At 62.1% G+C, this 25,125-nt stretch carries 25 protein-coding genes and 1 tRNA gene; 10 read left to right on the plus strand and 16 right to left on the minus strand.

All coding sequences use genetic code 11. From position 1 onward, the window contains the following. Window positions 1-18 precede the first annotated feature (18 nt). The 5 genes from SVXhr_RS11195 (at window position 19) to SVXhr_RS11215 (ending at window position 6,659) form a co-directional block, all read left to right on the plus strand. A complete protein-coding gene (locus tag SVXhr_RS11195) occupies window positions 19-1,191 on the plus strand; it encodes an MFS transporter (protein WP_275737280.1) in 1,173 nt (390 codons plus the stop codon). A gap of 112 nt (window positions 1,192-1,303) precedes the next feature. Continuing rightward, window positions 1,304-2,482: an MFS transporter gene (locus SVXhr_RS11200; protein ID WP_275737281.1), complete on the plus strand. Its 1,179-nt coding sequence runs from the start codon at window positions 1,304-1,306 to the stop codon at window positions 2,480-2,482. A gap of 221 nt (window positions 2,483-2,703) precedes the next feature. Further along, the gene (gene nrdR, locus SVXhr_RS11205) at window positions 2,704-3,186 is read left to right on the plus strand and encodes a transcriptional regulator NrdR (RefSeq protein ID WP_275740940.1); all 483 of its coding nucleotides are present in this window, start codon (window positions 2,704-2,706) and stop codon (window positions 3,184-3,186) included. Beyond that, window positions 3,183-5,630 (plus strand): ribonucleoside-diphosphate reductase subunit alpha, encoded by a 2,448-nt coding sequence (locus SVXhr_RS11210; RefSeq protein ID WP_275737283.1) that lies wholly within the window; start codon window positions 3,183-3,185, stop codon window positions 5,628-5,630. The genes nrdR and SVXhr_RS11210 overlap by 4 nt, the downstream gene beginning before the upstream one ends. Before the next feature lie 36 nt (window positions 5,631-5,666). Next, the gene (locus tag SVXhr_RS11215; protein WP_275737284.1) at window positions 5,667-6,659 is read left to right on the plus strand and encodes a ribonucleotide-diphosphate reductase subunit beta; all 993 of its coding nucleotides are present in this window, start codon (window positions 5,667-5,669) and stop codon (window positions 6,657-6,659) included. Window positions 6,660-6,748: 89 nt separating this feature from the next. Here SVXhr_RS11215 and hypB read toward each other — a convergent pair whose 3' ends face one another. Genes hypB through SVXhr_RS11240 form a run of 5 tightly spaced genes read right to left on the minus strand, consistent with a single transcriptional unit; the run spans window position 6,749 to window position 10,535 of the window. Continuing rightward, the gene (gene hypB / locus SVXhr_RS11220) at window positions 6,749-7,603 is read right to left on the minus strand and encodes a hydrogenase nickel incorporation protein HypB (RefSeq protein WP_275737285.1); all 855 of its coding nucleotides are present in this window, start codon (window positions 7,601-7,603) and stop codon (window positions 6,749-6,751) included. A 21-nt stretch (window positions 7,604-7,624) separates the two neighbouring features. Then, entirely contained in the window at window positions 7,625-8,047 is a 423-nt protein-coding gene (locus SVXhr_RS11225) for a hydrogenase maturation nickel metallochaperone HypA (RefSeq protein WP_275737286.1), read from the minus strand. A 1-nt stretch (window position 8,048) separates the two neighbouring features. Next, on the minus strand, window positions 8,049-9,119 hold the full coding sequence (gene hypE, locus SVXhr_RS11230; RefSeq protein ID WP_275737287.1) for a hydrogenase expression/formation protein HypE: 1,071 nt from the start codon (window positions 9,117-9,119) through the stop codon (window positions 8,049-8,051). A 9-nt stretch (window positions 9,120-9,128) separates the two neighbouring features. Next, the gene (gene hypD, locus SVXhr_RS11235) at window positions 9,129-10,250 is read right to left on the minus strand and encodes a hydrogenase formation protein HypD (RefSeq protein ID WP_275737288.1); all 1,122 of its coding nucleotides are present in this window, start codon (window positions 10,248-10,250) and stop codon (window positions 9,129-9,131) included. Then, window positions 10,251-10,535, minus strand: coding sequence for a HypC/HybG/HupF family hydrogenase formation chaperone (locus SVXhr_RS11240; protein ID WP_275737289.1), 285 nt, complete (start codon window positions 10,533-10,535; stop codon window positions 10,251-10,253). A gap of 304 nt (window positions 10,536-10,839) precedes the next feature. Here SVXhr_RS11240 and SVXhr_RS11245 point away from each other — a divergent pair, with 304 nt between their 5' ends. Both SVXhr_RS11245 and SVXhr_RS11250 read left to right on the plus strand, forming a co-directional pair. Then, entirely contained in the window at window positions 10,840-11,034 is a 195-nt protein-coding gene (locus SVXhr_RS11245; protein ID WP_275737290.1) for an HVO_2922 family protein, read from the plus strand. Window positions 11,035-11,378: 344 nt separating this feature from the next. Continuing rightward, window positions 11,379-14,084, plus strand: coding sequence for a cation-transporting P-type ATPase (locus SVXhr_RS11250; protein ID WP_275737291.1), 2,706 nt, complete (start codon window positions 11,379-11,381; stop codon window positions 14,082-14,084). A gap of 157 nt (window positions 14,085-14,241) precedes the next feature. Here the strand turns inward: SVXhr_RS11250 and SVXhr_RS11255 are convergent, their stop codons facing one another. Continuing rightward, a complete protein-coding gene (locus SVXhr_RS11255) occupies window positions 14,242-15,417 on the minus strand; it encodes an inorganic phosphate transporter (RefSeq protein WP_275737292.1) in 1,176 nt (391 codons plus the stop codon). Window positions 15,418-15,512: 95 nt separating this feature from the next. On the opposite strand from SVXhr_RS11255, the gene SVXhr_RS11260 reads away from it, so the two are divergent. After that, window positions 15,513-15,932, plus strand: coding sequence for a universal stress protein (locus SVXhr_RS11260; RefSeq protein WP_275737293.1), 420 nt, complete (start codon window positions 15,513-15,515; stop codon window positions 15,930-15,932). An 87-nt stretch (window positions 15,933-16,019) separates the two neighbouring features. On the opposite strand, the gene SVXhr_RS11265 is transcribed toward SVXhr_RS11260, so the two are convergent. Next, window positions 16,020-17,105, minus strand: a complete 1,086-nt coding sequence (locus SVXhr_RS11265) for a hypothetical protein (RefSeq protein ID WP_275737294.1) — start codon at window positions 17,103-17,105, stop codon at window positions 16,020-16,022. Window positions 17,106-17,540: 435 nt separating this feature from the next. After that, complete coding sequence (locus SVXhr_RS11270; RefSeq protein WP_275737295.1) at window positions 17,541-17,687, minus strand: hypothetical protein; 147 nt, start codon at window positions 17,685-17,687, stop codon at window positions 17,541-17,543. 194 nt (window positions 17,688-17,881) lie between these two features. Here SVXhr_RS11270 and SVXhr_RS11275 point away from each other — a divergent pair, with 194 nt between their 5' ends. Then, entirely contained in the window at window positions 17,882-18,034 is a 153-nt protein-coding gene (locus SVXhr_RS11275) for a hypothetical protein (RefSeq protein ID WP_275737296.1), read from the plus strand. A gap of 391 nt (window positions 18,035-18,425) precedes the next feature. Here the strand turns inward: SVXhr_RS11275 and SVXhr_RS11280 are convergent, their stop codons facing one another. Beyond that, complete coding sequence (locus SVXhr_RS11280; protein WP_275737297.1) at window positions 18,426-18,842, minus strand: type IV pilin; 417 nt, start codon at window positions 18,840-18,842, stop codon at window positions 18,426-18,428. Between the two features lie 450 nt (window positions 18,843-19,292). After that, window positions 19,293-19,508: a hypothetical protein gene (locus tag SVXhr_RS11285; RefSeq protein WP_275737298.1), complete on the minus strand. Its 216-nt coding sequence runs from the start codon at window positions 19,506-19,508 to the stop codon at window positions 19,293-19,295. A gap of 449 nt (window positions 19,509-19,957) precedes the next feature. Between SVXhr_RS11285 and SVXhr_RS11290 the strand changes: the two genes are divergently transcribed. After that, window positions 19,958-20,818 carry a LuxR C-terminal-related transcriptional regulator gene (locus SVXhr_RS11290; RefSeq protein ID WP_275737299.1) on the plus strand — a complete coding sequence of 287 codons (861 nt, stop codon included), beginning with the start codon at window positions 19,958-19,960 and terminating at the stop codon, window positions 20,816-20,818. Window positions 20,819-20,848: 30 nt separating this feature from the next. Here SVXhr_RS11290 and SVXhr_RS11295 read toward each other — a convergent pair whose 3' ends face one another. The 6 genes from SVXhr_RS11295 to SVXhr_RS11320 all read right to left on the minus strand — a co-directional run bounded on the left by SVXhr_RS11295 (window position 20,849) and on the right by SVXhr_RS11320 (window position 25,059). Then, a complete protein-coding gene (locus SVXhr_RS11295) occupies window positions 20,849-21,283 on the minus strand; it encodes a hypothetical protein (protein WP_275737300.1) in 435 nt (144 codons plus the stop codon). 535 nt (window positions 21,284-21,818) lie between these two features. Then, a tRNA-Pro gene (locus SVXhr_RS11300) sits at window positions 21,819-21,889 on the minus strand. A 52-nt stretch (window positions 21,890-21,941) separates the two neighbouring features. Beyond that, a complete protein-coding gene (locus SVXhr_RS11305; protein WP_275737301.1) occupies window positions 21,942-22,829 on the minus strand; it encodes an RNA-guided pseudouridylation complex pseudouridine synthase subunit Cbf5 in 888 nt (295 codons plus the stop codon). Window position 22,830: 1 nt separating this feature from the next. Then, entirely contained in the window at window positions 22,831-23,409 is a 579-nt protein-coding gene (gene cmk, locus SVXhr_RS11310) for a (d)CMP kinase (protein ID WP_275737302.1), read from the minus strand. Between the two features lie 80 nt (window positions 23,410-23,489). After that, on the minus strand, window positions 23,490-24,377 hold the full coding sequence (locus SVXhr_RS11315) for a DUF106 domain-containing protein (protein ID WP_275737303.1): 888 nt from the start codon (window positions 24,375-24,377) through the stop codon (window positions 23,490-23,492). Between the two features lie 28 nt (window positions 24,378-24,405). Next, window positions 24,406-25,059: an adenylate kinase gene (locus tag SVXhr_RS11320; protein WP_275737304.1), complete on the minus strand. Its 654-nt coding sequence runs from the start codon at window positions 25,057-25,059 to the stop codon at window positions 24,406-24,408. Window positions 25,060-25,125: the final 66 nt, after the last annotated feature.

Genomic DNA, 25,125 nt, shown 5'->3' on the forward strand with positions numbered 1-25,125 from the left:
GAACGAGGAATATGAAACGTGGAAGAGATAGATAATCGTACGTACTGGCTGATCGCAGTCTTCCTGTTCGTCGGGGTCAGTGGTGCGACGATCCAGGCCCGCGGCGCGCTCGTCCCGACCTTCGAGGATTTCTTCGGGGTGACCAAGAGTACGCTGGGACTGATTACCCCGGTCGGGACTGTCGGGTACCTGGCCGCGATGCTGGCGCTGGGCTCGGCGAGCGGGCGGGTTGACATCCGGCGGTTTTTGCTCGTCGGCGTCGCGTTGACCGGGCTGTCGTTGCTGTTGATCGGTGCCGCACCGAGTTTCATCGTCCTCTTGGGGCTTGTCGGGATGCGGAGTCTCGCGACGGGGATCGTCCGGGCACTGGACCGCCCGACACTGAGTCATCTCTATCCGGAGTCGCGGGCGCGGATCTTCACCCTCCAGGAGATGACGTGGGCGGTCGGCGCGATGTTGGGGCCGATCCTCGTGACTGCGGTCTTGAGTCAGTACTCCTGGCAGGCGACCTATCTGGTGCTTGCGGCGCTCACCGTCCCCGTGTTCGTGCTTGTGTGGCGGCTCGACGCGCCGACCGGGACCACGAACGAGCGGACGTTCGAGCGCAGCGACCTCCGGCCGCTGTTGTCCCAGCCGAGCGTGTACGGGATGGTGATCGCACTGATCTTCGTTGGCGGCATCGAGAGCATCTACTTCACCTGGTTGCCGAGTTATGCGGACACGACGTTCTCCGGCTGGATCACCGGCATCGTTCTCTCGATTTACCTGGCGGCGTACGTCCCCGGACGGTTCGTTTTCAGTCAGCTCAGCGACCAATACAGCTTCACGCGAGTGCTCGTCGTGACGAGTATCCTCCTGACCGTACTGACCTATATTGCCTTCACCGCCGCGGAAGGGGCGTTGTTGCTCGGCTCGATCTTCGGCATCGGCCTCCTGATTTCGGGGCTGTTCCCGACGCTCATATCGATGGGCATCGAATCGATGCCCTCGTTCTCGGGTCCGGTCAACGTGGTCGCCAACGTCGCCACCCAGGTCGGGTTCTCCACCGCGCCAGTAATTGTGGGCGTGCTTGCCGACGCGACATCGATCGAGACCGCGATCCTCGTCCAGATCGGACTGGCAGGTCTGCTCGCCGTAGTCATGCTCGTCCTCGAGTTGGGACCCACGGGAACCGCTTCGGCGACCGCATGATCCGCACTCGATGTATGCAATCGCACAGACCACTCCCAGAAAGTGTCGGCAAACCACAGGAAAGTGACCCGTTTCAATGGGTTTACCCGCGTGCTCTCGGGAGGACTCGACAGTGAGTGAGCAAGCGTCTCGGCGGGCCTGGACCGTAGTGCTGTTCGCCTTTGTCGCGATCGACGGGGCGATCATCCAGGCCCGTGGTGCCCTGGTTCCGGTCTTCAAGGACGTCTTTCCGGTGACCGAGAGCCAATTGGGGCTGGTCACGCCGGTCGGCACCGTCGGGTTCGTGCTCGCGATGCTCGTCTTCGGGACGGCAAGCGGGCGGATCGACATCAAGCGCTTTCTCGTTATCAGCGTCGCGGCGACGATCGGTAGTGTCCTCCTTTTGGGCCTCTCGCCGACCTATCTCCTTTTGCTTGTGTTCTTCGGGATCCGGAGTTTCTCGACGGGCATCTTCCGGTCGCTCGATCGATCGGTGCTGAGTCATCTCTACCCGAACTCGCGGGCGCGGGTGTTGAGCCTGCACACGATGATCTGGGCCGTCGGCGCGACGCTCGGCCCGCTGTTGGTAACCGTCGTGATGTGGGAGTTTTTCTGGCGGGTCACGTATCTCGTGCTTGCGGTCGCGTTGGTCCCGGTCCTGGTCGCGCTCTGGCGGCTCGATCGCCCCGACTCACTCGACAACGAGCGCTCGCTCGAACTGGACGACGTGAGAGTCCTGCTCCGGGAGCCGGCGATATACGGCATGGCGATCGCGCTGGTCTTCGTCGGCAGCATGGAGAGCGTCTTTTTCAACTGGCTGCCCTATTACGCGGAGGGACTGTTCAGCGAAAACGTTGCCAATCTCACGCTGTCGATCTACCTGGCAGCGTACGTCCCCGGTCGGCTCGCGTTCAGCTATTTGGCCGAGCGCTATCGGTTCAGCGACCTGCTCGTCGGCGTCGGGGTCGTCCTCGTGGTCGCGATGTACGCGGCGCTCGTCCACGCCGCCGGGCCCACGCTGCTGGCGCTGATCTTCGTGATCGGCTTTTTCATCTCCGGGCTGTTCCCGACGCTCATCTCGATGGGCATCGAGTCCAGGCCCTCCTTTACCGGCCCCGTCAACGTCATCGCCAACGTCGCGGCCCAGACCGGCTTCTTCATCGCCCCGGCCACCGTCGGCGTGATCGCCGAAGCGACGACCATCGGCACCGCAATGAGTCTCCAGATCGGTCTGGCCTCGGCGCTGGTCGTGATCGCCATCGCACTCAAGCTAGGTCCATTAGCTGGGCAGTCCGCCCCGAAGCAAGCCTGAGTGCCGACGGCTCGACCGGTGGACCACCACTCCCGATCGCCACCCCGTACGCTCTGTTGGCACTGCCGCCGCGAGTTCTCTCCCCACTAATACAAGTTTATTTGTCCTAGAACAAGCCGGTTGGCAAAGATTTATCGGCGTCACCCACACACCACATATTGCGGCTGCTTCGCGTTGACCCCAAGATATAGGGCCTCAACGGGGGTTCAATAGTGACAACCATGGACTGCCCCGACTGCGGGAACAATCGCACGCACGTCCTCGACACGGAACCGAGTGCCGACGGAACCTCGATTCGGCGACGGCGGGAGTGCCAGGAGTGTGGCTTCCGGTTTACCACCTACGAACGCCCCGAATGGGAGTCCCTGCAGGTGAAAAAACGCGACGGAGCCATCGAACCGTTCGACCGCGAGAAACTCAGGGCGGGCATCGAACGGGCCGTCGAAAAGCGACCGGTCGACGAGCAGGCCGTGACAGCGATCGTGGATGCCATCCACGACGCACTCACCGAACGCGAGGGACGGATCGTCACCACGACCCAGATCGGCGACCTGGTCTCCGAGCATCTGCGCGAGCGCGACCAGGTCGCGTACCTCCGCTTTGTCTCGGTGTACGAGGCGTTCGCCGACCCGGAAGAGTTCCGACGGGAGCTCGACGCCGTCCTCGACGCGGAAACTGACCCGCCCGACGATTCAGACACATGAGCCACCAGACACCAACTCAAACGGACCGAATCGCATCGATACTCGATCGCGCCATCGACGGCGAGCCGACTGTCACCGAGTCGGATCGGACCGCCCTCCGGCGGGCGATCGACGAGAACTGCTATGCCGGTGCCGACCGCGCCGAGGTGTACGAAGCCATCCTCGGGACGCTCTCGGCCCGCATCGAAGCGAAACCGGCGTACAAGCGCGTCGCTGCGCGCGTCTTCCGACAGCGCTATTACCACGAGGTGATCGGCGAGGACCTGACCGGCAGCGAGCTGGATTCCGCCTATCGGAATACCTTCCGGGAGAACATCGAGCGCGGTGTCGCGACCGACCTCCTCGACACCCGATTGGTCGATCGCTTCGACCTCGACGCGCTGGCGGAGTATCTCGAACCCGGACGCGACGAACACTTCGAGTACCTGGCGATGGAGACGCTGTATCAGCGGTATTTCCTTCGAACGAACGACGGCGAGCATCTGGAACTCCCCCAGGCGTTCTGGATGCGCGTCGCGATGGGACTGGCGATCGAGGAGGACGACCCGAATGCCCGCGCCAAAGAGTTCTACGACGTCCTCTCGAAGCTCGAATTCACCCCTTCGACGCCCACCCTGTTCCACAGCGGAACAACCCACCCACAGCTGTCCTCCTGTTATCTGACGACCGTTCCGGACGACCTGGAGGGGATCTTCGAGGCCTACAAACACCACGCGCAACTCTCGAAGTGGTCCGGCGGCCTGGGCAACGACTGGACGCCCCTGCGAGCTGAGGGCGCGCTGATCGAGTCTACGGGCGTCGAGTCGACCGGCGTCGTCCCGTTCCTGCGGATCTCCAACGACGTGACGGCGGCGATCAACCGCTCTGGCAAGCGCCGCGGGGCCGCCTGTGCGTATCTGGCCATCTGGCACCTTGACTTCCCAGCGTTTGTGGATCTGAAACGCAACACCGGCGACGAACGCCGCCGGACGCCGGACATGAACACCGCCGCCTGGATTCCGGACCTCTTCATGGAGCGCGTCCAGGCCGGCGAGTCCTGGACGCTGTTCAGCCCCGACGAGGTGGGGGACCTCCACGAGGCCACGGGTCAAGAGTTCGCCGAGAAATATCGCGAGTACGAGCAGGCCGCCGAGAACGGCGAAATCGAGAACGTTGAGACTGTCGAGGCCGCCGAGTTGTGGCGCACCCTTCTGACGCGGCTGTTCGAGACCGGCCACCCGTGGGTGACGTTCAAGGACCCCTGCAACATCGGCTCGCCGCAGGACCACAAGGGGACCATCCGCTCTTCGAACCTCTGTACGGAAATCACGCTCAACACGAGCACCGACGAGCATGCGGTCTGCAACCTCGGGAGTGTCAACTTCGCGACGCACGTGCGAGACGGTGAACTCGATCGCGACTACCTCGAAGACACCGTCGAGACCGCGATGCGAATGCTCGACAACGTCGTCGACCTGTGTTTCTATCCGACCGACGAGGCCGAGGACTCGAACATGCGCCACCGTCCGGTCGGCCTCGGGACGATGGGCTTTCACGAAGCGCTAATGGAGATCGGTGTGCCGATGAACAGCGACGATGCCGTCGAGAAGGCCAACCGGTGGCAGGAGTTCGTCGCCTACCACGCGATCCAAACCTCCTCTGAGCTGGCCGCCGAACGCGGTGCCTATCCCTCCTTCGAGGGCTCGAAGTGGGATCGTGGTATTCTACCCCAGGACACCGTCGATCTGCTGGAGGACGAACGCGGCCGCGAGATCCCGACCGAGCGGACCGAGACCCTCGATTGGGACGCCGTCCGGGCATCGATCGCCGAACACGGCATGCGCAACTCCAACACGATGGCCATCGCGCCGACGGCGACCGTCTCGACGATCAACGGCACCACGGCCTCGATCGAGCCCCAGTACTCGAATCTGTACGTCAAATCCAACATGTCCGGGGACTTCACGATCGTCAACGACCACCTCGTTGCCGACCTCCGGGAGCGGGGCCTCTGGGACGACGAGATGCGCGACCGGATCAAGTACCACGACGGCTCGATCCAGGAGATCGAGGCAATCCCCGAGGACCTCCGGGAGTTGTATCGCGGGGCCTTCGAGATCGATCCCCGCCACCAGTTGCGGCTGACGGCCCACCGCCAGACGTGGATCGACCAGTCGGTTTCCCACAACGTCTTTTTCCCCTCGACGGACGGCACCCTGCTGGACGACATCTACACCACCGCCTGGGAACTCGGGCTGAAGACGACCTACTACCTCCGGACGCTCGGGGCCTCCCAGATCGAGAAGTCCACGCTGGATCTCTCGGAGTACGGCAAGACCCAGCATCGCGACGCGAGCGGCGATCCCGAGGACGGGACGACCCGATCGAACGAGACCGACCGCGACCAGGGCGGGCACAGCGACCTCGCCAGCGTCGAGGACCCCACCTGTGACGCCTGTCAGTGAATCGCCAGCGAAAAGTCCATCCCAGCCACACATCCCATGCCAATAATTGACACTGCCGCCGAGCACGACCCGAACAAGATCCTGCCGATCGACTACGACTGGGCCCGCGAATACTACGAGGCGGGCGTCAACAACAACTGGGTTCCCGAAGAGATCCCCATGCAGGACGACGTCGCCCAGTGGAACGGCGACGAACTGACCGACGCTGAACGCCAGCTGGTCGAGTGGAATCTGGGCTTCTTCTCGACGGCCGAATCACTCACCGCGAACAACCTCGTGCTGGCACTCTACGAGTACGTCACCGCCCCGGAGTGTCGCCAGTACCTCCTCCGGCAGGCCTACGAGGAGGCCATCCACACGGACACGTTCATCTACTGCTGTGACTCGCTTGGCTTCGAGCCGGAGTACCTCTACGGGATGTACGACCGCGTGCCCTCCATCGAGGAGAAAGACCAGTTCGTCGTCGATCTGACGCGCTCGATCGACGACCCCGAGTTCACGATCGACGGCGACGACGACGTGCGGGACCTCCTCCGGGATCTCGTGGGCTTCTACGTCATCATGGAAGGGATCTTCTTCTATGCGGGCTTCGCCATGATGCTCGGGCTCAAGCGGCAGAACAAGATGGTGGGCATCGGCCAGCAGTTCGAGTACATCATGCGCGATGAATCTCTCCACCTGGGATTCGGGGTCGACCTGATCGACCAGATCCGGACCGAGAACCCGGGCGTCTGGACCGACGAGTTCGATAGCGAGGTGATCGACCTCATCGAGGAGGCCGTCGAGTTGGAACAGATATACGCCCGCGAGGCCTGCCCCGAGGAGATCCTCGGCATGAGTGGCTCGCAGTTCGCGGAGTACGTCGAGTACATTGCCGACCGCCGACTCGATCAACTCGATCTGCCCGAACAGTACGGCACCGAGAATCCCTTCCCGTGGATGTCCGAGCAGGTCGACCTCAACAAGGAGAAGAACTTCTTCGAAACACAGGTCACCGAGTACCAGAGCGGTGGGTCACTGGAGTGGTGACGGCGGGACTCCCAACCCCTTGTCAGTCGTGCGTGTGAGCGTGGTCCTGTCCGTCCTCGTGTGAATGGTCGTGCTCGTGCGTCTGGCCGTCAGCGTGGGTTATGCTCGTGTGCGTGAGTGTGCCCGGTCCCGGCCACGTAGGCCTCGTGATCGCTCGCGTGGACGTGGCCCCGCTCATCGAGAAACGCAGCGAGTTCGTCTAGGCCGTCGCCGTGTTCGGCGCTGGTCCGGAACGTCGGCATCTCGGGGGCGATCTCGCTCACGTCGGATTCCATCAGGTCAAGATCAGCATTCACCGCTTCGGCGATGTCGACCTTGTTGATCACCGCGCCGTCACAGGCCTGAAAGAGGAGGGGATGCTTGCGCACCACGTCGTCGCCCTCCGTGGCGGAGACGACCAGCACCCGAGCCTGCGCGCCGAGCGGGAAGTCCGCCGGGCAGACCATGTTGCCGACGTTCTCGATGTACAGTGTATCCAGCGCGTCGAGGTCGAGGTCCTCCAGGGCACCCTCGACCAGCGAGGGGTCGAGGTGACACTCCTTGCCCGTGTTGACATTGGCGACGGAAACTCCGAGTTCCCGGAAGCGGGTGGCGTCGTCCTCGCCGGCTACGTCGCCGACAATGATGCCGATCTCCTCGTCGTCGGGCGCTCGCTCGATGAGGCGCTCGATGAGTCGGGTCTTGCCGCTGCCGGTCGCGCCGAGGAACTCCGCGACGAAGATCCCGTGGTCGTGAACCACGCGCTCGTGTAACTCGTCGGCCTGCTCGGCGAACTGCGCGAGGATGTCCGCCTCGGCGTCGTCGCCATGCTCGTGATCGTCGTCGCCGTGGCCCATCCGATGGGCCTGTAACGGCCCGAGCACGCCGGAATCGGACAGCAGGCGATCCAGCAGGCGGTCGATCGGCGTCGCGTCCGTGAGTGGGTGTCGTGACGTGTGATACATTGTATTGTCTTGTATACGCAGTCAATCGGTCGTGTTCGCGTCCGGCGAGTCGGCGGCGTCCCGATTGCTCTCGTCCGCTCCCTCCGGAAGTGTCACACTCATCAGCCGGCACTCGTTGCCGGCCTGGAGTTCGAGGCGGGCGTCACATTCGGGACAGGTCAGGTCCGGCGCGTACGCCAGCGCCCGGTCGATGTCCGCAGGCTCGCCGCTCCAGCCACAGGCACACTCGGCGTAGGGCGCGACGGTTTCGAGTTCGATGTCGAGGTCGCCGTCGGTGATCGTCGAATCGGCGGCCGCTTCGAGACAAGTCTCCAGCTGATCGGGGTTGACGTGGCTGGCGTCGCCGACCGAAACAGTGATACCCTCGAAGGTATCGGCTCCGTGGTCGGCCGCGGCTTCCCGGGCGGCGTCGAGCACCTGCGTCGCGATGGAGAACTCGTGCATGTCAACAGATTCTGGGGAGCTGTTCGCCTTCGGGCGGGGAGAGGTAGCGTCGACCGAAGCCGGTGTCCAAGACGACCTGGCCGGTGTGGTCCTCGACCACGTCGCCGATGATCGCGGCGTCCTCGCCCTTGGGATTGTCTCTGAGTGCGTTCAGTACGGCCTCGGCGTCCTCACTCGCGACCGCCATCACGACGACGCCCTCACAGGCCACGTCGAACGGTTCGATGCCGAGTACTTCGCCGGCCGAGGAAACCGGCCCCGAGACGGGGACGGATTGCTCCTCGACGTCGATGCCCACGTCTGCCTTGCTCGCCATCTCGTTGAGGACCGTCGCGAGGCCGCCACGAGTGGGGTCCTTCATCGCCGTCACCTCGCCGGCATCCATCGCCGCCCGGACGAGGTCGTTGACCGGCTGGACGTCGCTCTCAAGGTCGCCGCCGAAGTCGAACCCCTCGCGTTCCGAAAGCAGCGAGATGCCGTGGTCGCCGACCGTCCCCGAGACGATGAGCTTGTCGCCGACGGAGAGTCCGGCGTCCGGGACGTGGCCGCCCTTCGGGACGACGGCGACGCCAGTCGTGTTGATCGCGAGCGTGTCCATCTCGCCGCTGCCCATGACCTTCGTATCGCCGGTGGTGACCGTCGCGCCGGCCTCCTCGCAGGCTTCACGCATCGATTCAGTGACGCGCTCGACGGTCGTCTGTGGCGTGCCGGCCTCGATGATGAGGGAACTCGTCAGCGCCAGGGGCTCGGTCGCACCCATCATCGCCAGGTCGTTGACCGTCCCCGAGACCGCCAGCCGGCCGATGTCGCCCCCGCGGAAAAACAGCGGGGTGACGACGTGACTGTCCGTCGTGACGACCACCGAGTGGTCGTCGTCGATCGGCTGGACGCTGCCGTCGTCCAGTGCAGCAAGCCCGACATCCGCGTCAGTCTCGGCGAATCGGGAGACAGCCAGGCTCTCGATCAGCTCGGCCATCTGACTGCCGCCCGCGCCGTGGGCGTGAGTGATGACCTCGTCGTCACTGTTGTCCTCGCTCGACTCCGCCTCGCCGACGTCGTCTGTGTCGCTCATTCGATCACCTTAGAGGTCCGGCTGGCCGCCGTATTCGAGCCAGATCTTGCAGGTCCCCTCGCTGGAAACCATACACGCCCCGACGGGGTCCTGGGGCGTACACTCCTCGCCGAAGAGGTCACATTCGTCGGGATCGGCCTTCCCGGCCATGATATCCCCACAAATGCACTCCTCGGTGAGCGGGTCGGCCGCGCCCGGATCGACCGCGATGTCGAAGCGCTCGCGGGCGTCGAAATGGGCGTAGTCCTCTGAGAGGACCAGGTTCGCGTCGGGGATTTCGGCGATCCCGCGCCACTCGCCGCTCGTGGTGTCGAAGACCTCCCACATCGTCTCCTTGGCCGGAACGTTGCCCTCCCGTGAGACACACCGGGGATAGGCATTCTCCAGGCCGGCCTCGTCGTCGCGGATGAACTCCAGCAGGCGCGCGAGGGCGTACAGCACGTCGATCGGTTCGAAGCCGCCGACAACGGCCGGGGTGTCGTACTCCTCGACGAAGTCCTCGAAGAGCCCGTAGCCCGTGATCGTCGCGGCGTGGCCCGCCGCGAGGAAGCCGTCGACGTCGGTGTCAGGCATCTCTGCGACGACCTCCATCGCCGGCGGGACGTACTTGTGGGCCGAGAGGACCGAGAAGTTCTCGGGCGGGTCCGAGGTGAGCACGGCCGCCGTGGGTGCGGCGGTCGTCTCGAAGCCCGTCGCGAAGAAGATGACCTCACGATCCGGTTCCTCCTCGGCGATCTCGGCCGCTTCGCTGGCGCTGTAGACGACGCGAACGTCCGCGCCCTCGTCTCTGGCGTCGGCGAGGCTCTTCTCGGTCCCAGGCACGCGGAACATGTCACCGTAGGTGGCGACGATCTTCCCCTCCTCGGCCAGCGCGACGGCCTCGTCGACTTCCGGCATGTTGGTCACACAGACCGGACAGCCCGGCCCCATCCGGACCGTCAGATCCTCGGGGAGGATCGACCGCAGGCCGAACTTCGCGATGGCCTGCTCGTGGGAGCCACAGACGTGCATCACGTTGACCGGCTCGCCGATCTCGTCCATCAGCGCTTCGAGTTCGTCGGTCAGCTGTTCGGCCTTCTCCGGGTCCCGAAACTGGAGTTCGTCGTCCCCGCTTTCGGCGTTCGTCGCCATTTATCGGCCCTCGATCCCAAGCTGTTCGCCCTCGCCGGCACCGATCTCTTCGAGGGCTTCGTCCTCGTCGCCTTCGAGGAACGACTCGTAGATCTCCATGGTCTCTTCGACCTCCTCGTCGGGTATCTTCCGGATGGCGAAGCCGGCGTGGTTGAGGATGTGATCACCCACCTCGACCGCCTCGTCGACGACGTCGATCCGGACGGTCTTCTCGACGTCCCAGAACTCGGCGCGCGCTTCCTGTCCGTCTATTTCGATTATCTCTCCCGGGATTCCTAGACACATATGGTATCACCTGTTTCCGTTGTGTTCGCGCTTTCGGCATGGTTCCGTCGGAACCGGTCGATCCAGCCGCCCAGCGTCCGATCGTCTCACTCCCCGGTCGATGGGGGACTGCACCGGTATAGCTGGATCCTATACGAAAAGACAGGGTATCAGGCTACTTGAGGGTGCGCCCTGTTGTAGCCCGCTGAAAACTGCGATGATCATCGATTGGGGATTCGAGGAGTGGGGCTCCTCAGCGCTCGTCGGTACACGACTCCCGGAGCCCCTACTCTCTTGGCAATTGCCTGTGTAGGCGGAGACGAATATGCCAGCCCAAGCACGCTTTGAGTTGTTCCTCGATCGCGCTGAGGAGTGGCGATGGCGACTGGTCGCATCGAACGGCGAGATCATTGCAGACAGCGCCGAAGGCTACACCTCGAAACAGGGGGCCAAACGTGGAATCGAGAGTGTCAAACGGGTGGCTGGGGACGCGGCCGTCGTCGACACCGCCGGGGAGTGAGCCGCCTCGACCTGCGCTGTGTAGACCGCCGACAAGATATCGCTATACCCGTCGAATTCTTGATTTTGGGAGCGTCTCGCTGGGGAATCTCCGATATCTCGCCTGCGACGATCATCCCGGGGAAGAGCGCTCCTGGCTGTCGAATCACGCAGTCTCGGGTGAATTGTGTGGTTTATTACCCCAACCGCCATTGGTGTGGACGATTGCCGCATGTACGAGACGGGTCCACCGACGAACCGTGAATCGAGACGTGCCATTGTGCAGTCGACGCTCGATGCGTCGGCGGGCAAACGCAGACCGGTCGCCGTCACGAACCGCCCGGCGGCCGGGTCTTGGGAGGGACGATGAGCGATGAGAACCCGGAAGCAGGCTGGCACAGTCGCTCCGTCGAGGACACCCTCGACGCAATAGATTCCGACCCGGAGGGACTCAGCGAGGACGAAGCCAGTCGCCGGCGTGAGAAGTACGGCCCCAACGAGATCCGCGACGATGACGAGATCTCGCCGCTTGCGATCTTTATCGATCAGTTCCGGGACGTCCTTATCTACCTGCTGATATTCGCGATGCTGATCTCGCTGGGGGTCGGGTTGCTTCCCAACCATCCCCCGGAGTACGTCGACGCGGCGCTGATCGCGCTCATCCTGCTGGCCAACGGGATCTTCGGGTTCGTCCAGGATTACCAGGCCGAGAAGTCCATCGAGGCGCTGAAGGATCTCTCGACCCCTGACGCGACGGTTATCAGGGAGGGCGAACGCCACGTCGTCGACTCCGCCGAAGTCGTTCCGGGTGACGTAATCGTCATCGAAGGTGGCGACGCGATCCCCGCCGACGCGCGACTCATCGAGACGGCAAGCCTCGAAACCGACGAGTCGGCCCTGACAGGCGAGAGCGCCCAGGTCACGAAGGACACCGACCCCGTCGAAGCGGACGCGCCGATCGCCGAGCGCACCGGGATGGTGTACATGAACACCTCGGCCGTCCGCGGGCGGGGCCGGGCCGTCGTGACCGAGACCGGGATGAACACCGAGGTCGGGGCCATCGCCGAACAGCTCAGCGAGACCGAGGACACCCAGACGCCGTTCCAGGCGGAAGTCGACGAACTCGGCCGGACGATCGGGCTCGGGATCATGGCGATCATCGTTTTCGTCGGGATCATCCAGTTGCTGTTCACCAGCGCCGGGCCGATCGCGACGCTGCTGGTCGCGATCACGCTCGCCGTCGCCGCCGTGCCGGAAGGGCTTCCCGCGGTCGTGACGCTGACGCTCGCGCTGGGGTCCCGGCGGTTGCTCACGAAAAAGGCCCTCGTGCGTCGGCTGCCGGTCGTCGAGAGCCTCGGGTCGGTCGACGTCATCCTGACGGACAAGACCGGCACGCTGACAGAGGACGAGATGACCGTCCGGCGGATCTTCACGAACGGACGCGAATACGACGTGACCGGGACGGGGACGACACCGTCCGGCGAGTTCGAGCACGACGACGAGGCAGTCGACGCGGACGCGCTCGAACCCATCCTGCGCTGTGGGACCATCTGTAACAACGCCGAACGAGCGCCGGCCGAAGAAGACGAGGCCTTCTTCGGCGATCCGACCGAAGTCGCGCTCAAGGTCTCGGCGGAGAAAGCCGGCATCGACCCCGACATCGAGCACGTGCGGGAGGTCCCGTTCTCCTCGGCTCGCAAGCGGATGACCGTCGTCACCGACGACGGGACTGCCTACATGAAAGGCGCGCCCGAGGTCGTCCTCGAACGCTGCGACCGGATCCGTGAGGGCGGCGAGGTCGTCGAACTCACCGACGAGCGCCGCCAGGCGATCCTCGATCGCAACGGGGCCTTCGCGAGCGACGCCCTTCGCGTGCTGGGGTTCGCCGAGAAGTCCGGCGTCGATGCCGACGCCGAGGACGACGCAATCGAGTCCGGCATGGTCTTCCTTGGACTGCAGGGGATGATCGACCCCGCCCGCGAGGAGGTCCCCGACGCCGTCGCGGACTGTCGGGCGGCCGGGATCGATGTCGTGATGGTCACCGGCGACAACCGCGAGACGGCGATCGCGATCGGCAAGGAGATCGGCTTCGACCCGGAGGGGGCGATGACCGGCGCGGAGGTCGAGGCGCTTTCGGACGAAGAGCTGTCCGAGGCCGTCGAGGAGGTCGAGATCTTCGCACGAATGGCACCCGACCAGAAGGTCCGCGTTCTCGAAGCGGTGCTCGAAAACGACCACAACGTCGCGATGACCGGCGACGGCGTCAACGACGCGCCCGCCCTGAAGCGGGCCGACGTCGGCGTCTCGATGGGCGAACGTGGGACCGACGTCGCCCAGCAGTCAAGCGACATGGTCCTGCTCGACGACAACTTCGCGTCGATCCGGGACGCCGTCGCCGAGGGCCGGGGCGTCTTTGACAACATCCGGAAGTTCGTCAACTTCCTGCTGTCGGCCAACGCCGGCGAGGTGCTTGCGGTCTTTTTCGGCGTGTTGATCGGCACCGCACTGTTCCCCGATCAGTTCACCAGCGGGTCCGAGGCACTGATCCTCACGCCCGTGATGTTGCTGTGGATCAACCTCGTGACGGACGGCCTCCCGGCACTGGCGCTGGGGGTCGACCCCAAGACCGACGGGATCATGGAGCGGCCGCCACGCGGGGCCGACGAGCCGGTGATCAACCGCCATAGTCTGGTGTTGATCGTGGCCTTTGGCCTCATCTACGCGGTGATCGGCCTGCCGCTGTTCTTCCACGGCCTCTCGGTGAGCGAGGATCTCATCGTCGCCCAGACGCTGTTGTTTACCTTCATCGTCATCGGCGAGATCATCCAGGCCCAGATCCTGCGATGGCCCTACGGCCTGTCACTGTTCTCGAACAAGTGGCTGGTCGGGGCGCTCGCGAGTTCGATCGTCCTCCACCTGGGCGTGCTGTACACGCCCGTCAACTCGCTGTTCGGCGTGACGGCGATGACGGCGACCCATTGGCTCTGGATGGCCGCCGCGGTCGGCGCGTTCACCATCCTCGGGACGGCACTGGTACTGGGTCTCGACCGGATCTACGACGAAGACGCCTGAGCGCGATCGAACAGTTTTCCCCGCTGGGTCGGCTTCGAAAGCACACCCTGCGAGACGACATTGTTAGGGCACTATGAAGCGATCGTCGGGTTTCTCCGTCGCTGATTTGGGGAGGTGAGACGCGGTACTCGCATCGTGAAACGGCAGGAGCGACGAGTCAGACCGTCCCGGCGATCGGCAGGACGACGAACGTGGCGTAGGACATGGCCGTCGCGACCGTCGGGCCGATGATCCAGAAGGCGACGAACCGGACGACGACCGACGGATCGAACAGTTCACCGGGCTCCTGTAATTCCTCGCCCGATTCCTCACCGATGGCCGGCACGTCGTCGCCGGTTTCGGCCGCGAGAGCGTCGACGGAGGGCGTCGTATCGATATCCCCGCGGGCGAGTTCAGTCGCCGTCGCCGGGCGCGTCGCCCGCCCCCACCCGAGGCCGACGATCGTCATGACCGTCGACAGCGCCAGGCTGATCGGGATCCCCATCGCCGAGGCGACCGTGGTGATCGTCGCGCCGATGACCATCACGACCATCGCCGCCAGCAGGGGGAGGTCAGTGATCCCGTTGCCGACGGACTCCATCGTCCGCCGGGCGATAGTGAACGACCCGAGCCCGATCGTGGCCGTTCCGAGAATGACGGCCGGACCCGGCTCCAGCAGACCCCCACCGACCAGCGGCGCGACGGCGTTGGCCACGTTCGACGCGCCGGCACTGAAGGCCATGTAACACGCGATGAGAAGGACGACGATCGTACTCACGAACTCACGTGTCGTGGTTTCCGGCCCGAGTCGCGGCATCGGAACGAGGCCGGATCGCTCGACGGTGACGAGTGGCCCCTCGGACTGCTCGAGGGCGAAATACTGGTCGAGATACGGATAGACGTATCGGCCGACGATCGAGCCGAGCCAGAAGCCGACGACGGGGGCGATGAGCCACCAGACAGCGATCTCGCCCAGGACGGCCCAGTCGAGCGTTTGGGTCGCGAGGCCGAGACCGGCGATCGCGCCGACCGCCGTCATCGAGGTCGAAACGGGCACGCCGTAGAGATTCGCCACGAGCATCCCGAGCCCGATGAACGTGAGGACGACGATGCTGGCTTCGATCGAGAATGCGGCCTCCGGGACGATATCACCGCCCAGTGTCTCGATGACTTTCCGACCCACCGTCCAGCCGCCGAGGAAGACGAAGCCGGTCATCAGCGCCGCTGCGCCCGTTTTGCTGACGACGTTCGCGCCGACCGAAGGCCCCCAGGCCACGCCGGTCGAGGACCCGCCGATGTTGAATCCGACGAACCCCGCTGCCGCGAGTCCGACGAACAAGAGGAGAGAAATCATATGGAACTGTTCCCGCGTAAGCAGTGTATATGTTCTGGAACGGAGAGCGGAGATCGACGTTATAGTTTTATCACGCTGTCGACCGTATTGAGCGTATGATCTCCCGCGTTCTCGTCCCGATGGACGACTCCGAGATGGGCGAGAGAGCCCTCAGATACGCCCTCGAAGCCCATCCCGATGCCGAGGTGACGGTCCTCCACGTCGTCGGCGAGCCATCGCCGATGATGGGCCAGGCGGTCCGACTGGCGCTGGAAGACGACATCCAGGAGACCGCCGAGGAACTCGCCGAATCCCTGCTCGATCGCGCTCGCGAGATCGCCGCCGAGTACGACGCCGAGATCGAGACCCAGGTTGGCTGGGGGAACCCGGCGAAGGTGATCGTCGCCCGGGCCGAGAACTTCGATACCCTCGTCATCGGCAGCCACGGCGGATCGCTGGCCGAGCAACTGTTCGTGGGCAACATCGCCCAGAAAGTGTTCCGCCGGTCGCCCGTCCCCGTGACGACGGTTCGATGAGCCGCCGAAAGGGAAGTTTCCCAAGAGGACGGTCCAGCGTGCGTCCGGCAAGGATAGGTCCACACGGGGATACAGGCCCCACCCGAATCACTCCGGCGTGACGTCGAAAACGACCTCGAAGGCGACGGTCCGCTCTCCGTTCGTGGCCAGCCGAAGGTCGGCGTAGGCGTCGATCGATCGTTCGGCGAGATAGAGTTTCAACCCGCTCTTGCGCGTGACCGGCTCGAAGAGTGCCGCCTCGACTTCAGGCGGAAGGGTGGCCGGCGTAGCCGTAAACCGGACGACGACTCGACCATCGTCCGGCTCGCATTCGCAGTCGATCCGTCCACCCTCCTCGGTGACACTGCCAAGGGCTTCCAGCAGCAACGCGAGATCCTGCTCGACGGACTCGCCGGCCAGCACGTCGGGGCCCGCCTCAAGCGTGGCCACGGTGACGGCCGCGTCCACCGAAGCCAACCGGCTCGCCCGCTCGGTCACGTTACAGACGTTGGCGACCGGCGAGGGGTGATCGATCCCGGCTGCCGGGCCGAGCCGATCGACGTGCTCGGCGACTGTTTCGATCGTGCGAACGCGATCAGCGACCGTCTCGATGTTGGCGCTGGCGGTGTCAAGCTCGACGGCGTCCCCGTCCACAGTACTCCGGAGTTCGTCCAGCGCGAAATTGATGACTGTGACCGAGTTGTTGACGTAATGGCGAAAGACAGTCGTCAACTCACTCCAGCGTTCGCGTTCGTCCTCCAAGGCCGCAAGTCGTGATTCGGCACGGGTCGCCTCCTCGGCGCGGGTGAGCGCTCGCGCCTCGAAGGCCCCGACCGCGGCCCCGAGAGCCGAACCTATGCCGAGGGAAACTTGCACGATGTGGAGCAGTTCCTCCGCCGTGACCTGTTCCTGGGCGAGCGGCTGGGTGATGACGAACACTGCCAGCAGCGTCACGGCACCGATGGCAGTCAACACGAGGATGCGTCGGTTTCGGGCCGGGGAAAACGACTGGTCGGACAGCCAGTACCCGACGTACACCAGCCCGATACCCCCACCGCCGGCGACGGCGAGGTTGCTCGCGATGTGGAGGGTCGGGACGGTGTTGATCTCGTGGGTGAGAAAGTGGACCACGGCGAAGCTAACGAGACCCGCACCGCCGACTGCGAGGACGGCCGCTACCTGTCTCGTTTGCATTATCACTGAATGGTTCGTCCCGGCCAACAAAAAGACACACCACGGTTTTCTGCCGGACTGGACTCTGTATCGGACGCTTCCAGCTCCCGTACTCCATCTCAGAGGCGTTCGTACCCGTAGTAAGTCCCGGTCGTGATGCCGTTCGCCACGGGGCCGATGCTGAGGGTATCACCGGTATCCGCCAAGGCAACGAGGACGGTGAGCAGCACCATCAGCGTCCGATACGGAGGGGTTTGATGAGACCGCGCGACAGCCGCTGCTGTGGGGACCGCGTGACGATACTGGCCGCTGGCCGCTTGCGTCGGTCGAAGACACCCATGGCCCCGACATCAAAGCGGAGCCAACCGAAATGTTATGCAGAAGGCGTTCGCGTTGGGAAAGCCTGGCCGACGGAATCGGTCGCCGTTCCTCGCGCGACAGGAAGGCCGGTGGCCGTTACCGCGTCCGCTCGGACGGGTTCGCCAACATGCGACCGCCACAGACCGCACAGGCGACCGGGCGGCGGTCGGCTGTTGTTTCCCACCCGCATTTCGCACACTGGAACGTGTACGCCGGCTCCGCGGCATCGTCGTCAGTTCCCATTGTCCTCCTGTGTCTCTCTCGCGATGGAAACCGATTTCGGAAATTATTGCTGGGATACCGCCGGGGCCCGACACCTTGATCCGTGACTGTGGCTGGATTGGTCCGCGAGAGCAGTCACGTTCCAGTCGTCCATTTATAAACCGCGAAATATATCGAGGGAAACGCTATACTGGGTTCGTCCCCTACCTCTCCCCATGGACAGTGAGCGTGAAGAGTCGATCACGCCAGCGGGCAAGAAATCGGCCGTCACCGTGGAAGATCACCTCCGGAACGCACTCAACGCGACTGAGGACGAAAACGTCGAGTACCACATCCACACCGCGCTGGAGATGCTGACTGGCGATTGAGCGAGGGAGTGGATCGGTATCTGGAAGGGTGTGTGGGGGCGCTTCCACCGGAGACAGGAGGCCGGTCGTGGGTCGGGGCGACGATCCCGGGAGGTGATTGTGGGGGCCCCGCCGGTGTCGCATGCTCGGTCCCCGATCGTCCAGCGGGTGGTGGTTTTGGTTTCGTATCTGGCGAAAACGATGGCTATCGCCGTGGCACCACGACGCGATACTGGACGCCCACAGCGAGTGAGTGCTCGCCCGGAGTGCAACGCACGATAGCCGCCCGTCGACAGCGCCTACGGGCCGAAATGTGAACGCACGCGGCACAAACTATCGAGATATTCACATATGGCAAAAGTACGCAGTTGGGAGCGTGTGAAAGGAGGGGGGTTGGGGGTGCCGCGCTGGGTCACTTCGGTGTGGTACTCTTGACGATGTGCCGTTCGCCAGTGTCCGGGTTCTCCCACACGAGATGGATCGTCGTGCCACTGAATTCGTTGGTGACGTTACCAGGACCCGCGTAGCCGCTTGCGGAGATCCGGATCTTCGCGCCGGGCTTCAGTTCGCTCTGAAGGGAACTCCCGGTCGACGTCTTGAAGTCCGCCAACGCATACTCGGTCCCACCGATATCGACGACGAACTCGGAAACTGTGATCGCGGCACCGCCGTCATGCACCAGGGAGATTCGATCTTCCGTAATGGATCCGGGGGACGTGGTGTCCTGGGAATACATTTCCCAGTAGGTCTTGGGCGGACTATTCGAGTCCGCCCCCATGTTCAGCACGAACAGCCCGATGACCACAGCGAGAATGACGGTGATTCCCATCACGAGGACGACCTCAACTGACGATAGATCGCGATCTTCGCCCAAGAATAATTTTTTCAGTGTCATGAACACACTATATAGGACGGGAGAGTATATAATATAGACCAATCGTTCTCACCCGGTGAACACCGGTTTTAGACGGGTTACTGCCTACTCTCTCCGGACATCCCCTCATATATCGAATATATAGTCGGCCCGCGCCAAATTCGATCGCTGATTACCCAAGGAGGGGCTGGCGGCCGTTCGTGCTGGTTCCGTCGCTCGTTGGCTGCCTGGGATATCACTGCGCGCCGTCGGCCCGCTCGCTTGATACGATATTTCGACTTTCGATGGCCAGATACGCAAATTAGAAGGCATATCTCGGAGCGTAGTACCTGGGGCTTCCCTGAACGGCTCACAACCGCGATAAGCACTTGTCGAACCGTTCAAGACAGTTGAACAGACTACCGCTTATCTTTCCTGAAGGCCTTCGAAAAAGAGCGAGAGTATCCAGTAGCCTGTTCCAAGTGTAACGATCACACCGATAATACCGATCAGGTAATCCCCTACCAGAAGTTCCCTTGCCATCCCAATAGCAAATATACCAACTATTCCGAGAAGCAGTCCTAAGAGCCCACGGTGAAGTGATGACGCTAATTGTTCAGTCTTGGATTCTGGGGAGGGCATGTCAGTGTAAAATACTACACACGACTTGTTGAGTATTTCGGTGCTTGGTCAAAGCTTCAATGGGCAATACGCAGACCTCCAGAACGGGTATCTCACTACACAGGGGGCTAAATCAAGTCGCTCGCTCCGGGCGCTCCGCTCCCGATGGTCGCTCCGCTTCGATCGCCGTGCTCGTACGATCTCCGCCTTCCGGGTTCTCCTTGCTCAGTCCGGCTTGCCGGTCCGGGCTGCCGCGACCAGCTCTCGCTTACCCTTCCTCACCGTGAGGCTGCGCGGGCTGCCGGGCTTTCGTGCTGTTTCCGTCGCTCGTCGGCTGCCTGGGATATCACTGTGCGCGGCTTTCAGGTACTGCCTCCGGCGCTTCGCGCCGTCGGCCCGCTCGCTATAAACTCATGGAAAAAGATTAAGTGCTACCATATTGTAGCACATGATGTCGGTGGACAATAACTGTGTCTGACAAAATAAAACTCAGCAGCCCTGATTGGGAACGATACGAAGAAAAATGTCCAAACTGCGGTCAACATTTCAAAACGGAAGTTGATCCAGACGAGAGGCCAGTACTTCACAAAAACTTCGAAAATGGCGAATCAGACTTAGGAGAGTTTACCGAAGTTCAGTGTAACAGTTGTGGGCTTATCCTACAGCGTCATTATCCAAATGTCGATATTTCAGTACAAGACGACCCGCTAATAGAACCAGAAGAATGGGTCATTCGTGCACAAGTACTCAAGGAAGATACGGCACTAAAGAAACGCGAAGCACAAGTCCAGTCATTGAAAGAAAATGGAAAATCACACGAAGAAATCGGGAATTTTCTCGGAATTTCAGAAAGCACTGTCGGAGAATATTCTAGACGGATTAATGAAAGATTATCAAATGCGGAAGATACACTGAAAGAGATCGACCACTCGATCGACCTCAGCGGTGTACTTGAAGCAAATTTCGACGGGTTTGTAATTGGACCAATGTCTTCTTGGATGTGCGGAAATTGTGGAGATTCTTTGGAACATGGTGACGATATTTTGGTGGCTGCCGAATTCCTAAGTAGTGGTTGGGACACTTTCGCCACATATTGTACCGAATGTTCAATGGAGGATTTGAATCATAACGTACACGGAAACTCAGTTGATCTGTGGGAATATATAGAAAAGAACCGAAAGCATGGATTCACGTGCGCTATAGTTGAGGGGGAGATCAAACCGCTAGGCGATGCACATGTTGAAGACAAAATGAAGCTTCAATCAAAAAATTCCATGTGTCTATCGGATCCGAAAGTGAGAAAGTTATTGCCCGCGCTCAAAGATGGATGAATTGAATATATAATATTATTATCAATTTGATTAATCGAGAATAGGCTCTCCTAATTTATTAGTCGGATATTCTTCTTCTAACTCGTCAAGAAGTTGTTGTGGTGTTAGTCCGACACGATCCGCGTGCTTTTGTACTGCATCATTAGACGGGTCACGATGTTCTTCGGAAAGGGTTCGTAAAGTTTCGACAGCATGGCGGATCCGGTCATCTTTATCTAACTCTTTAGATAGGTCATTAAGGATCTCCATTTCTGATTCAACCTCGGTGAGATTTTCTTGGATGCTACTCAACCGTTGTTTTAGTGATTCTCTCTCGTTTTTTAATCGTCGCTTCCTAACAGCCATGGCTGCTGATGAAACATCTTGTTTGTTTCCGGTAAAGTATTCCATTAATAATTCTTCAATCAAGTCATGGAGTGACTCATCAAAAGCTTCCAAAACTTTGTCTAATTCTTCGGAAGTCATATACTCAATATGTATATCCTATACCATATTTCTTATTCTATCTGTTGCCAAATATCGACAACCGGCGGATCTTTCTCCCGATCGATCACGGGCAACTCGTCTGCATCCTGCGCCACGTCCTCGATAGCTTCGAGGTCGCGCGGACCGAGTGACTCGCTCGGCATGTCCCAGACAGCATACGCCGAGCGTAGCGAGGCGTTTCACTGCGAGCGAGCCGAAGGCTCGCGAGCAGATGTTTTTGGTCCAGCTTTTTGCAAGGAGGGTTCGCGGAGCGAACCCTCCGCAGTAAAAAGGTGGTTGTAGTGGGGCCACCGACAACTCGCTTCGCTCGTTGTCGAGCACTCAGTTTTCGTCGCTCGCGTTGCTCGCTCCGAAAACTGAGAACGCCGAGATTCGAACGAAGGAAGACGGTCCTGCGCTCGTCGTTTGGTCTCACTCCGTTCGACCCCACGACGAGTCGCGGGCTGCGACTTCCAGGCTCGAATCTCGCCGGATCCAGCAATTGCTGCTCACGTATTTGTTCGCAGCAAATGGATGGGGCCGCCGAGATTCGAACTCGGGTCCGACGCACCCCATGCGCCGAGGATACCGCTACCCTACGGTCCCGTGATTCGAAGAATGACTGAGCCGGAGTTAAGGCCTTCGTTTCGTCGCGGAGTTAGACGAGCACGCGTTCCAGTTCGACGACGGTCCCCTCGTCGGCGTCCGGGTCCCCCGCGAGGGTCCCCAGACACACCGCAGCGCCGTTGGGAATGTAGCAGGCGACGAGCGGTTCGGCGGCGGGATCGAGGTCGTCGTCGGCGTCGATGACGCCCGGGGCGTAGACGGGGGCACCCTCCGCCACGGATTCCGCGGCACTCGGGGCAATCGTGACCGACGGGAGATCAACCAGTGCGCGTTCGGCGGGCTGGACCACCTCCCGTAGTGGGTCGGGGTCGTCGTCCTCGCGCCACCACGCCAGGGCGTCGACGAAGTCGTGCATCGTCACCAGATCGCTATCGTCGAAGGGATCGGTCGCCATCCGGCGGAGATCGCCCATGTGCGCGCCGGTGCCCAGCGCCATCCCCATGTCGTGACAGAGTTTCCGGATGTAGGTGCCACTCTCACACCGGATCGAGATGAGTGCGCGGCGATCCTCGGCTTCGAGGACGTCCAGGCTATGGATCTTCCGGGAGCGCAGCCGACGGACGACGGCGCTTTTCTTCGGCGGTTTCTGGTAGAGTTCGCCCTCGAACTCGTCGGCGACGGCTTCGAGGGTGGCGGGGTCGGCCAGTCGTTCGTGGAGTTCGAGCACGGCGATGTACGCCTTGTCGCTATCGTCGAAGACCTGGGCCATGCGGGTGGCGTCGCCGAGCAACATCGGGAGACAGCCGGTGACCTTCGGGTCGAGCGTCCCGGCGTGGGCCGCCCGCTCGACGGTCGCAAGATCGCGCACCCAGGCGGCGACCTGGTGGGCAGAAGGACCGGGGGGCTTATCGAGGTTCAACACGCCGAAAGATAGGAGTTCGGCCGGCGATCGGTCCGCGGGTGGCCCTCGGAGTGTCATATTAGAAATCGTACTCGATGCCTTCGATGGGGGCTTTGCCCTCGTCGCCGTTGGCTTCGTAGGACTCGACGGCGTGGAGCACGACGCTCAACATCCCCTGGGGGCTCCATCGGGCGGTGTTGATCGCCAGGTCGTAGATAGAGAGGTCCTCGATGTCGATGTCGTAATACTCCCGATAGCGGTGGGCTTCACTTTCGGCGCGTTCACGAGTTTCAGTACGGGCCTGTTCGACCGGTTTGTTCTCCCGTTGGGAGATCCGTTCGGCACGAACGTCGAGTGGGGCATCGAGCCAGAGTTTGAGATCGGCGTACTCGCCGGCCATCCAGCCGGCAAGTCGGGATTCGAGCACCATATCCTCCCGATCGCGGGCGACATCTCGGAGTCGCCGATCCAGATCGCGATCGATCTCGTCGTCCTCTTCGGCCTGCTTGTTGAGTTCCAGCGGCGTCATGCCGCGTTCCTCGGCGAGCGAGCGGAAAATGTCGCCACCGCTGACGTGATCGTAGTCCAGTGCGTCAGCGAGGCTCACGGCGAGCGTACTCTTTCCGCTCCCGGCCGGCCCGGAGACGGTGATCAACATACCTGACGTGGGACAGTGAAGCTAAAAGAGGTTGCGTCTCGCCGGCGAGAAAGACCGAACTGTCCGGGTGGCCCTGGCAGTCACGTCGGCGATGTCTGGACGTTCAGGGCCTTGCGGATGATCTGGGTGAAACTGAGCGAGCAGATGAAATACCAGAACAGCCACGCCGGCCACGGACCGAGCGTCCCGGCACCCCAGCTCTCTTTCGCGCCGAAGAAGGGCATGACGATGGCGATCCCGTCGACCGAGAGCTTCGGAACCTGCCAGTACATCCACAGGAACACCGGGATTGTCAGCAGCATGATCCAGACCATCGGGCGGAACTGCTTGGTAAACGCCCCCAACTGATCGCTCATCATCTCCATCTGTTCCTGCTGGATGCGATCGAGTTCCTCCTGATCGTCGCGCTCCTTGGCAGCCTCACGGCGCTCTTTGAGCTCCTCCATCTTTTCCTGGTGCTGGCTCATCCCGCTCATGTCCATGAGGTTGTCCTGCAACAACGTCGACCACAGTCCCGTTAGCGTCGCCAGTACCAGAATTGTGAGATAGAACATCCCCTCGCCGCCGAGTACCGTTATGAGGTTCCCAAGCAGGAGGTCGAGCGTCCCGCCGACCACGTTCCGGACTGACGTCAGCGAGTAACCCAGAAACAGGGCGATGACGCCGACACCTGCGAGTTTGTCCCAGGTCGACCACCCGCCATCGTCGTCATCACTGTCGGGGTCAGCTGCTGCAAGGGCGTCGTGGACGCCGTCGGGATCGTCGATGACGAATCCGTCACCGTCGGCGTCGACGAGTAAGCCGGTCTCGATGAGGCGGCCCCACTGGCCGCTGGTCAACTCGTCACTAACGTCACCCCACGCAACGGTTCCCTGCTCTTCGGCCGTTGCCAGCACCGTCTCGATCGCTGCCTCCATGCTGGCGTCTTCGGCCACGAGCCGATCTATCTTCTCGCCTGTACGTGCCATTATATTCCCTCTTTGGACTGGGGGTAAATCAACGTTTTAGTTCGTCTTCGACAGCGGCCTCGAGGTCAGCCCAGACGGCATCGAGGGACTGTTCGCCGTCGATCTCGACGAACGCCTCGCGGTCGCTGTAGTACTCGATGACGGGTTCGGTGTTCTCGGCGAAGACCTCCAGTCGATTTCGAACGGCGTCTTCCTGATCGTCCTCCCGTTGGATCAACTCGCCGCCACAGTCGTCACAGACACCCGCATTTTCGGGCTGATCGAACTCGACGTGGTAGTTCTCGCCACAGTCCGAACAGACCCGGCGACCGGTGAGCCGATCGACGAGTGCCGACTCACTGACTGACAGCGAGGCGATCACGTCCAGGTCGGTCATCGATTCGAGTTCCTCGGCCTGCTCGAGGTTGCGGGGATACCCGTCCAGCACGAACCCGTCGGCGCTGGTCAACGCTTCCTCGACGATAGCGGTGACGACCTCGTCGGGGACGAGTTCGCCTCGGTCCATGTACTCGCCGGGCGTGTCGTACGCCAGGCCGAGGTCGGAGATGTCCATCTCCTTGTTCGACCGAAGCGCGTCACCGGTCGTGACATGTTCGACGTCGAACGCGGAGACGAGGTTTGAACTCTGCGTACCCTTGCCTGCGCCTGGTGGCCCCAGGAGCAAAATCTTCGGATTGCGCATAGTCGCCGGTTTGCGACGGGTGGTTAACTAAGTGACGTTCTCTCGCCACCCCACGTCGATCAACGG

The sequence above is a fragment of the Halorhabdus sp. SVX81 genome (assembly GCF_029207715.1).
In the GTDB taxonomy this organism is placed as follows: Archaea; Halobacteriota; Halobacteria; order Halobacteriales; family Haloarculaceae; genus Halorhabdus.

Coding starts and splice junctions, on each gene's coding strand:
- nrdR (WP_275740940.1), top strand. CDS start 2,704: ATGGACTGCCCCGACTGCGGGAACAATCGCACGCACGTCCTCGACACG.
- SVXhr_RS11210 (WP_275737283.1), top strand. CDS start 3,183: ATGAGCCACCAGACACCAACTCAAACGGACCGAATCGCATCGATACTC.
- SVXhr_RS11215 (WP_275737284.1), top strand. CDS start 5,667: ATGCCAATAATTGACACTGCCGCCGAGCACGACCCGAACAAGATCCTG.
- hypB (WP_275737285.1), bottom strand. CDS start 7,603: ATGTATCACACGTCACGACACCCACTCACGGACGCGACGCCGATCGAC.
- SVXhr_RS11225 (WP_275737286.1), bottom strand. CDS start 8,047: ATGCACGAGTTCTCCATCGCGACGCAGGTGCTCGACGCCGCCCGGGAA.
- hypE (WP_275737287.1), bottom strand. CDS start 9,119: ATGAGCGACACAGACGACGTCGGCGAGGCGGAGTCGAGCGAGGACAAC.
- hypD (WP_275737288.1), bottom strand. CDS start 10,250: ATGGCGACGAACGCCGAAAGCGGGGACGACGAACTCCAGTTTCGGGAC.
- SVXhr_RS11240 (WP_275737289.1), bottom strand. CDS start 10,535: ATGTGTCTAGGAATCCCGGGAGAGATAATCGAAATAGACGGACAGGAA.
- SVXhr_RS11245 (WP_275737290.1), top strand. CDS start 10,840: ATGCCAGCCCAAGCACGCTTTGAGTTGTTCCTCGATCGCGCTGAGGAG.
- SVXhr_RS11250 (WP_275737291.1), top strand. CDS start 11,379: ATGAGCGATGAGAACCCGGAAGCAGGCTGGCACAGTCGCTCCGTCGAG.
- SVXhr_RS11255 (WP_275737292.1), bottom strand. CDS start 15,417: ATGATTTCTCTCCTCTTGTTCGTCGGACTCGCGGCAGCGGGGTTCGTC.
- SVXhr_RS11260 (WP_275737293.1), top strand. CDS start 15,513: ATGATCTCCCGCGTTCTCGTCCCGATGGACGACTCCGAGATGGGCGAG.
- SVXhr_RS11265 (WP_275737294.1), bottom strand. CDS start 17,105: ATGCAAACGAGACAGGTAGCGGCCGTCCTCGCAGTCGGCGGTGCGGGT.
- SVXhr_RS11270 (WP_275737295.1), bottom strand. CDS start 17,687: ATGGGAACTGACGACGATGCCGCGGAGCCGGCGTACACGTTCCAGTGT.
- SVXhr_RS11275 (WP_275737296.1), top strand. CDS start 17,882: ATGGACAGTGAGCGTGAAGAGTCGATCACGCCAGCGGGCAAGAAATCG.
- SVXhr_RS11280 (WP_275737297.1), bottom strand. CDS start 18,842: ATGGGAATCACCGTCATTCTCGCTGTGGTCATCGGGCTGTTCGTGCTG.
- SVXhr_RS11285 (WP_275737298.1), bottom strand. CDS start 19,508: ATGCCCTCCCCAGAATCCAAGACTGAACAATTAGCGTCATCACTTCAC.
- SVXhr_RS11295 (WP_275737300.1), bottom strand. CDS start 21,283: ATGACTTCCGAAGAATTAGACAAAGTTTTGGAAGCTTTTGATGAGTCA.
- SVXhr_RS11305 (WP_275737301.1), bottom strand. CDS start 22,829: ATGACACTCCGAGGGCCACCCGCGGACCGATCGCCGGCCGAACTCCTA.
- cmk (WP_275737302.1), bottom strand. CDS start 23,409: ATGTTGATCACCGTCTCCGGGCCGGCCGGGAGCGGAAAGAGTACGCTC.
- SVXhr_RS11315 (WP_275737303.1), bottom strand. CDS start 24,377: ATGGCACGTACAGGCGAGAAGATAGATCGGCTCGTGGCCGAAGACGCC.
- SVXhr_RS11320 (WP_275737304.1), bottom strand. CDS start 25,059: ATGCGCAATCCGAAGATTTTGCTCCTGGGGCCACCAGGCGCAGGCAAG.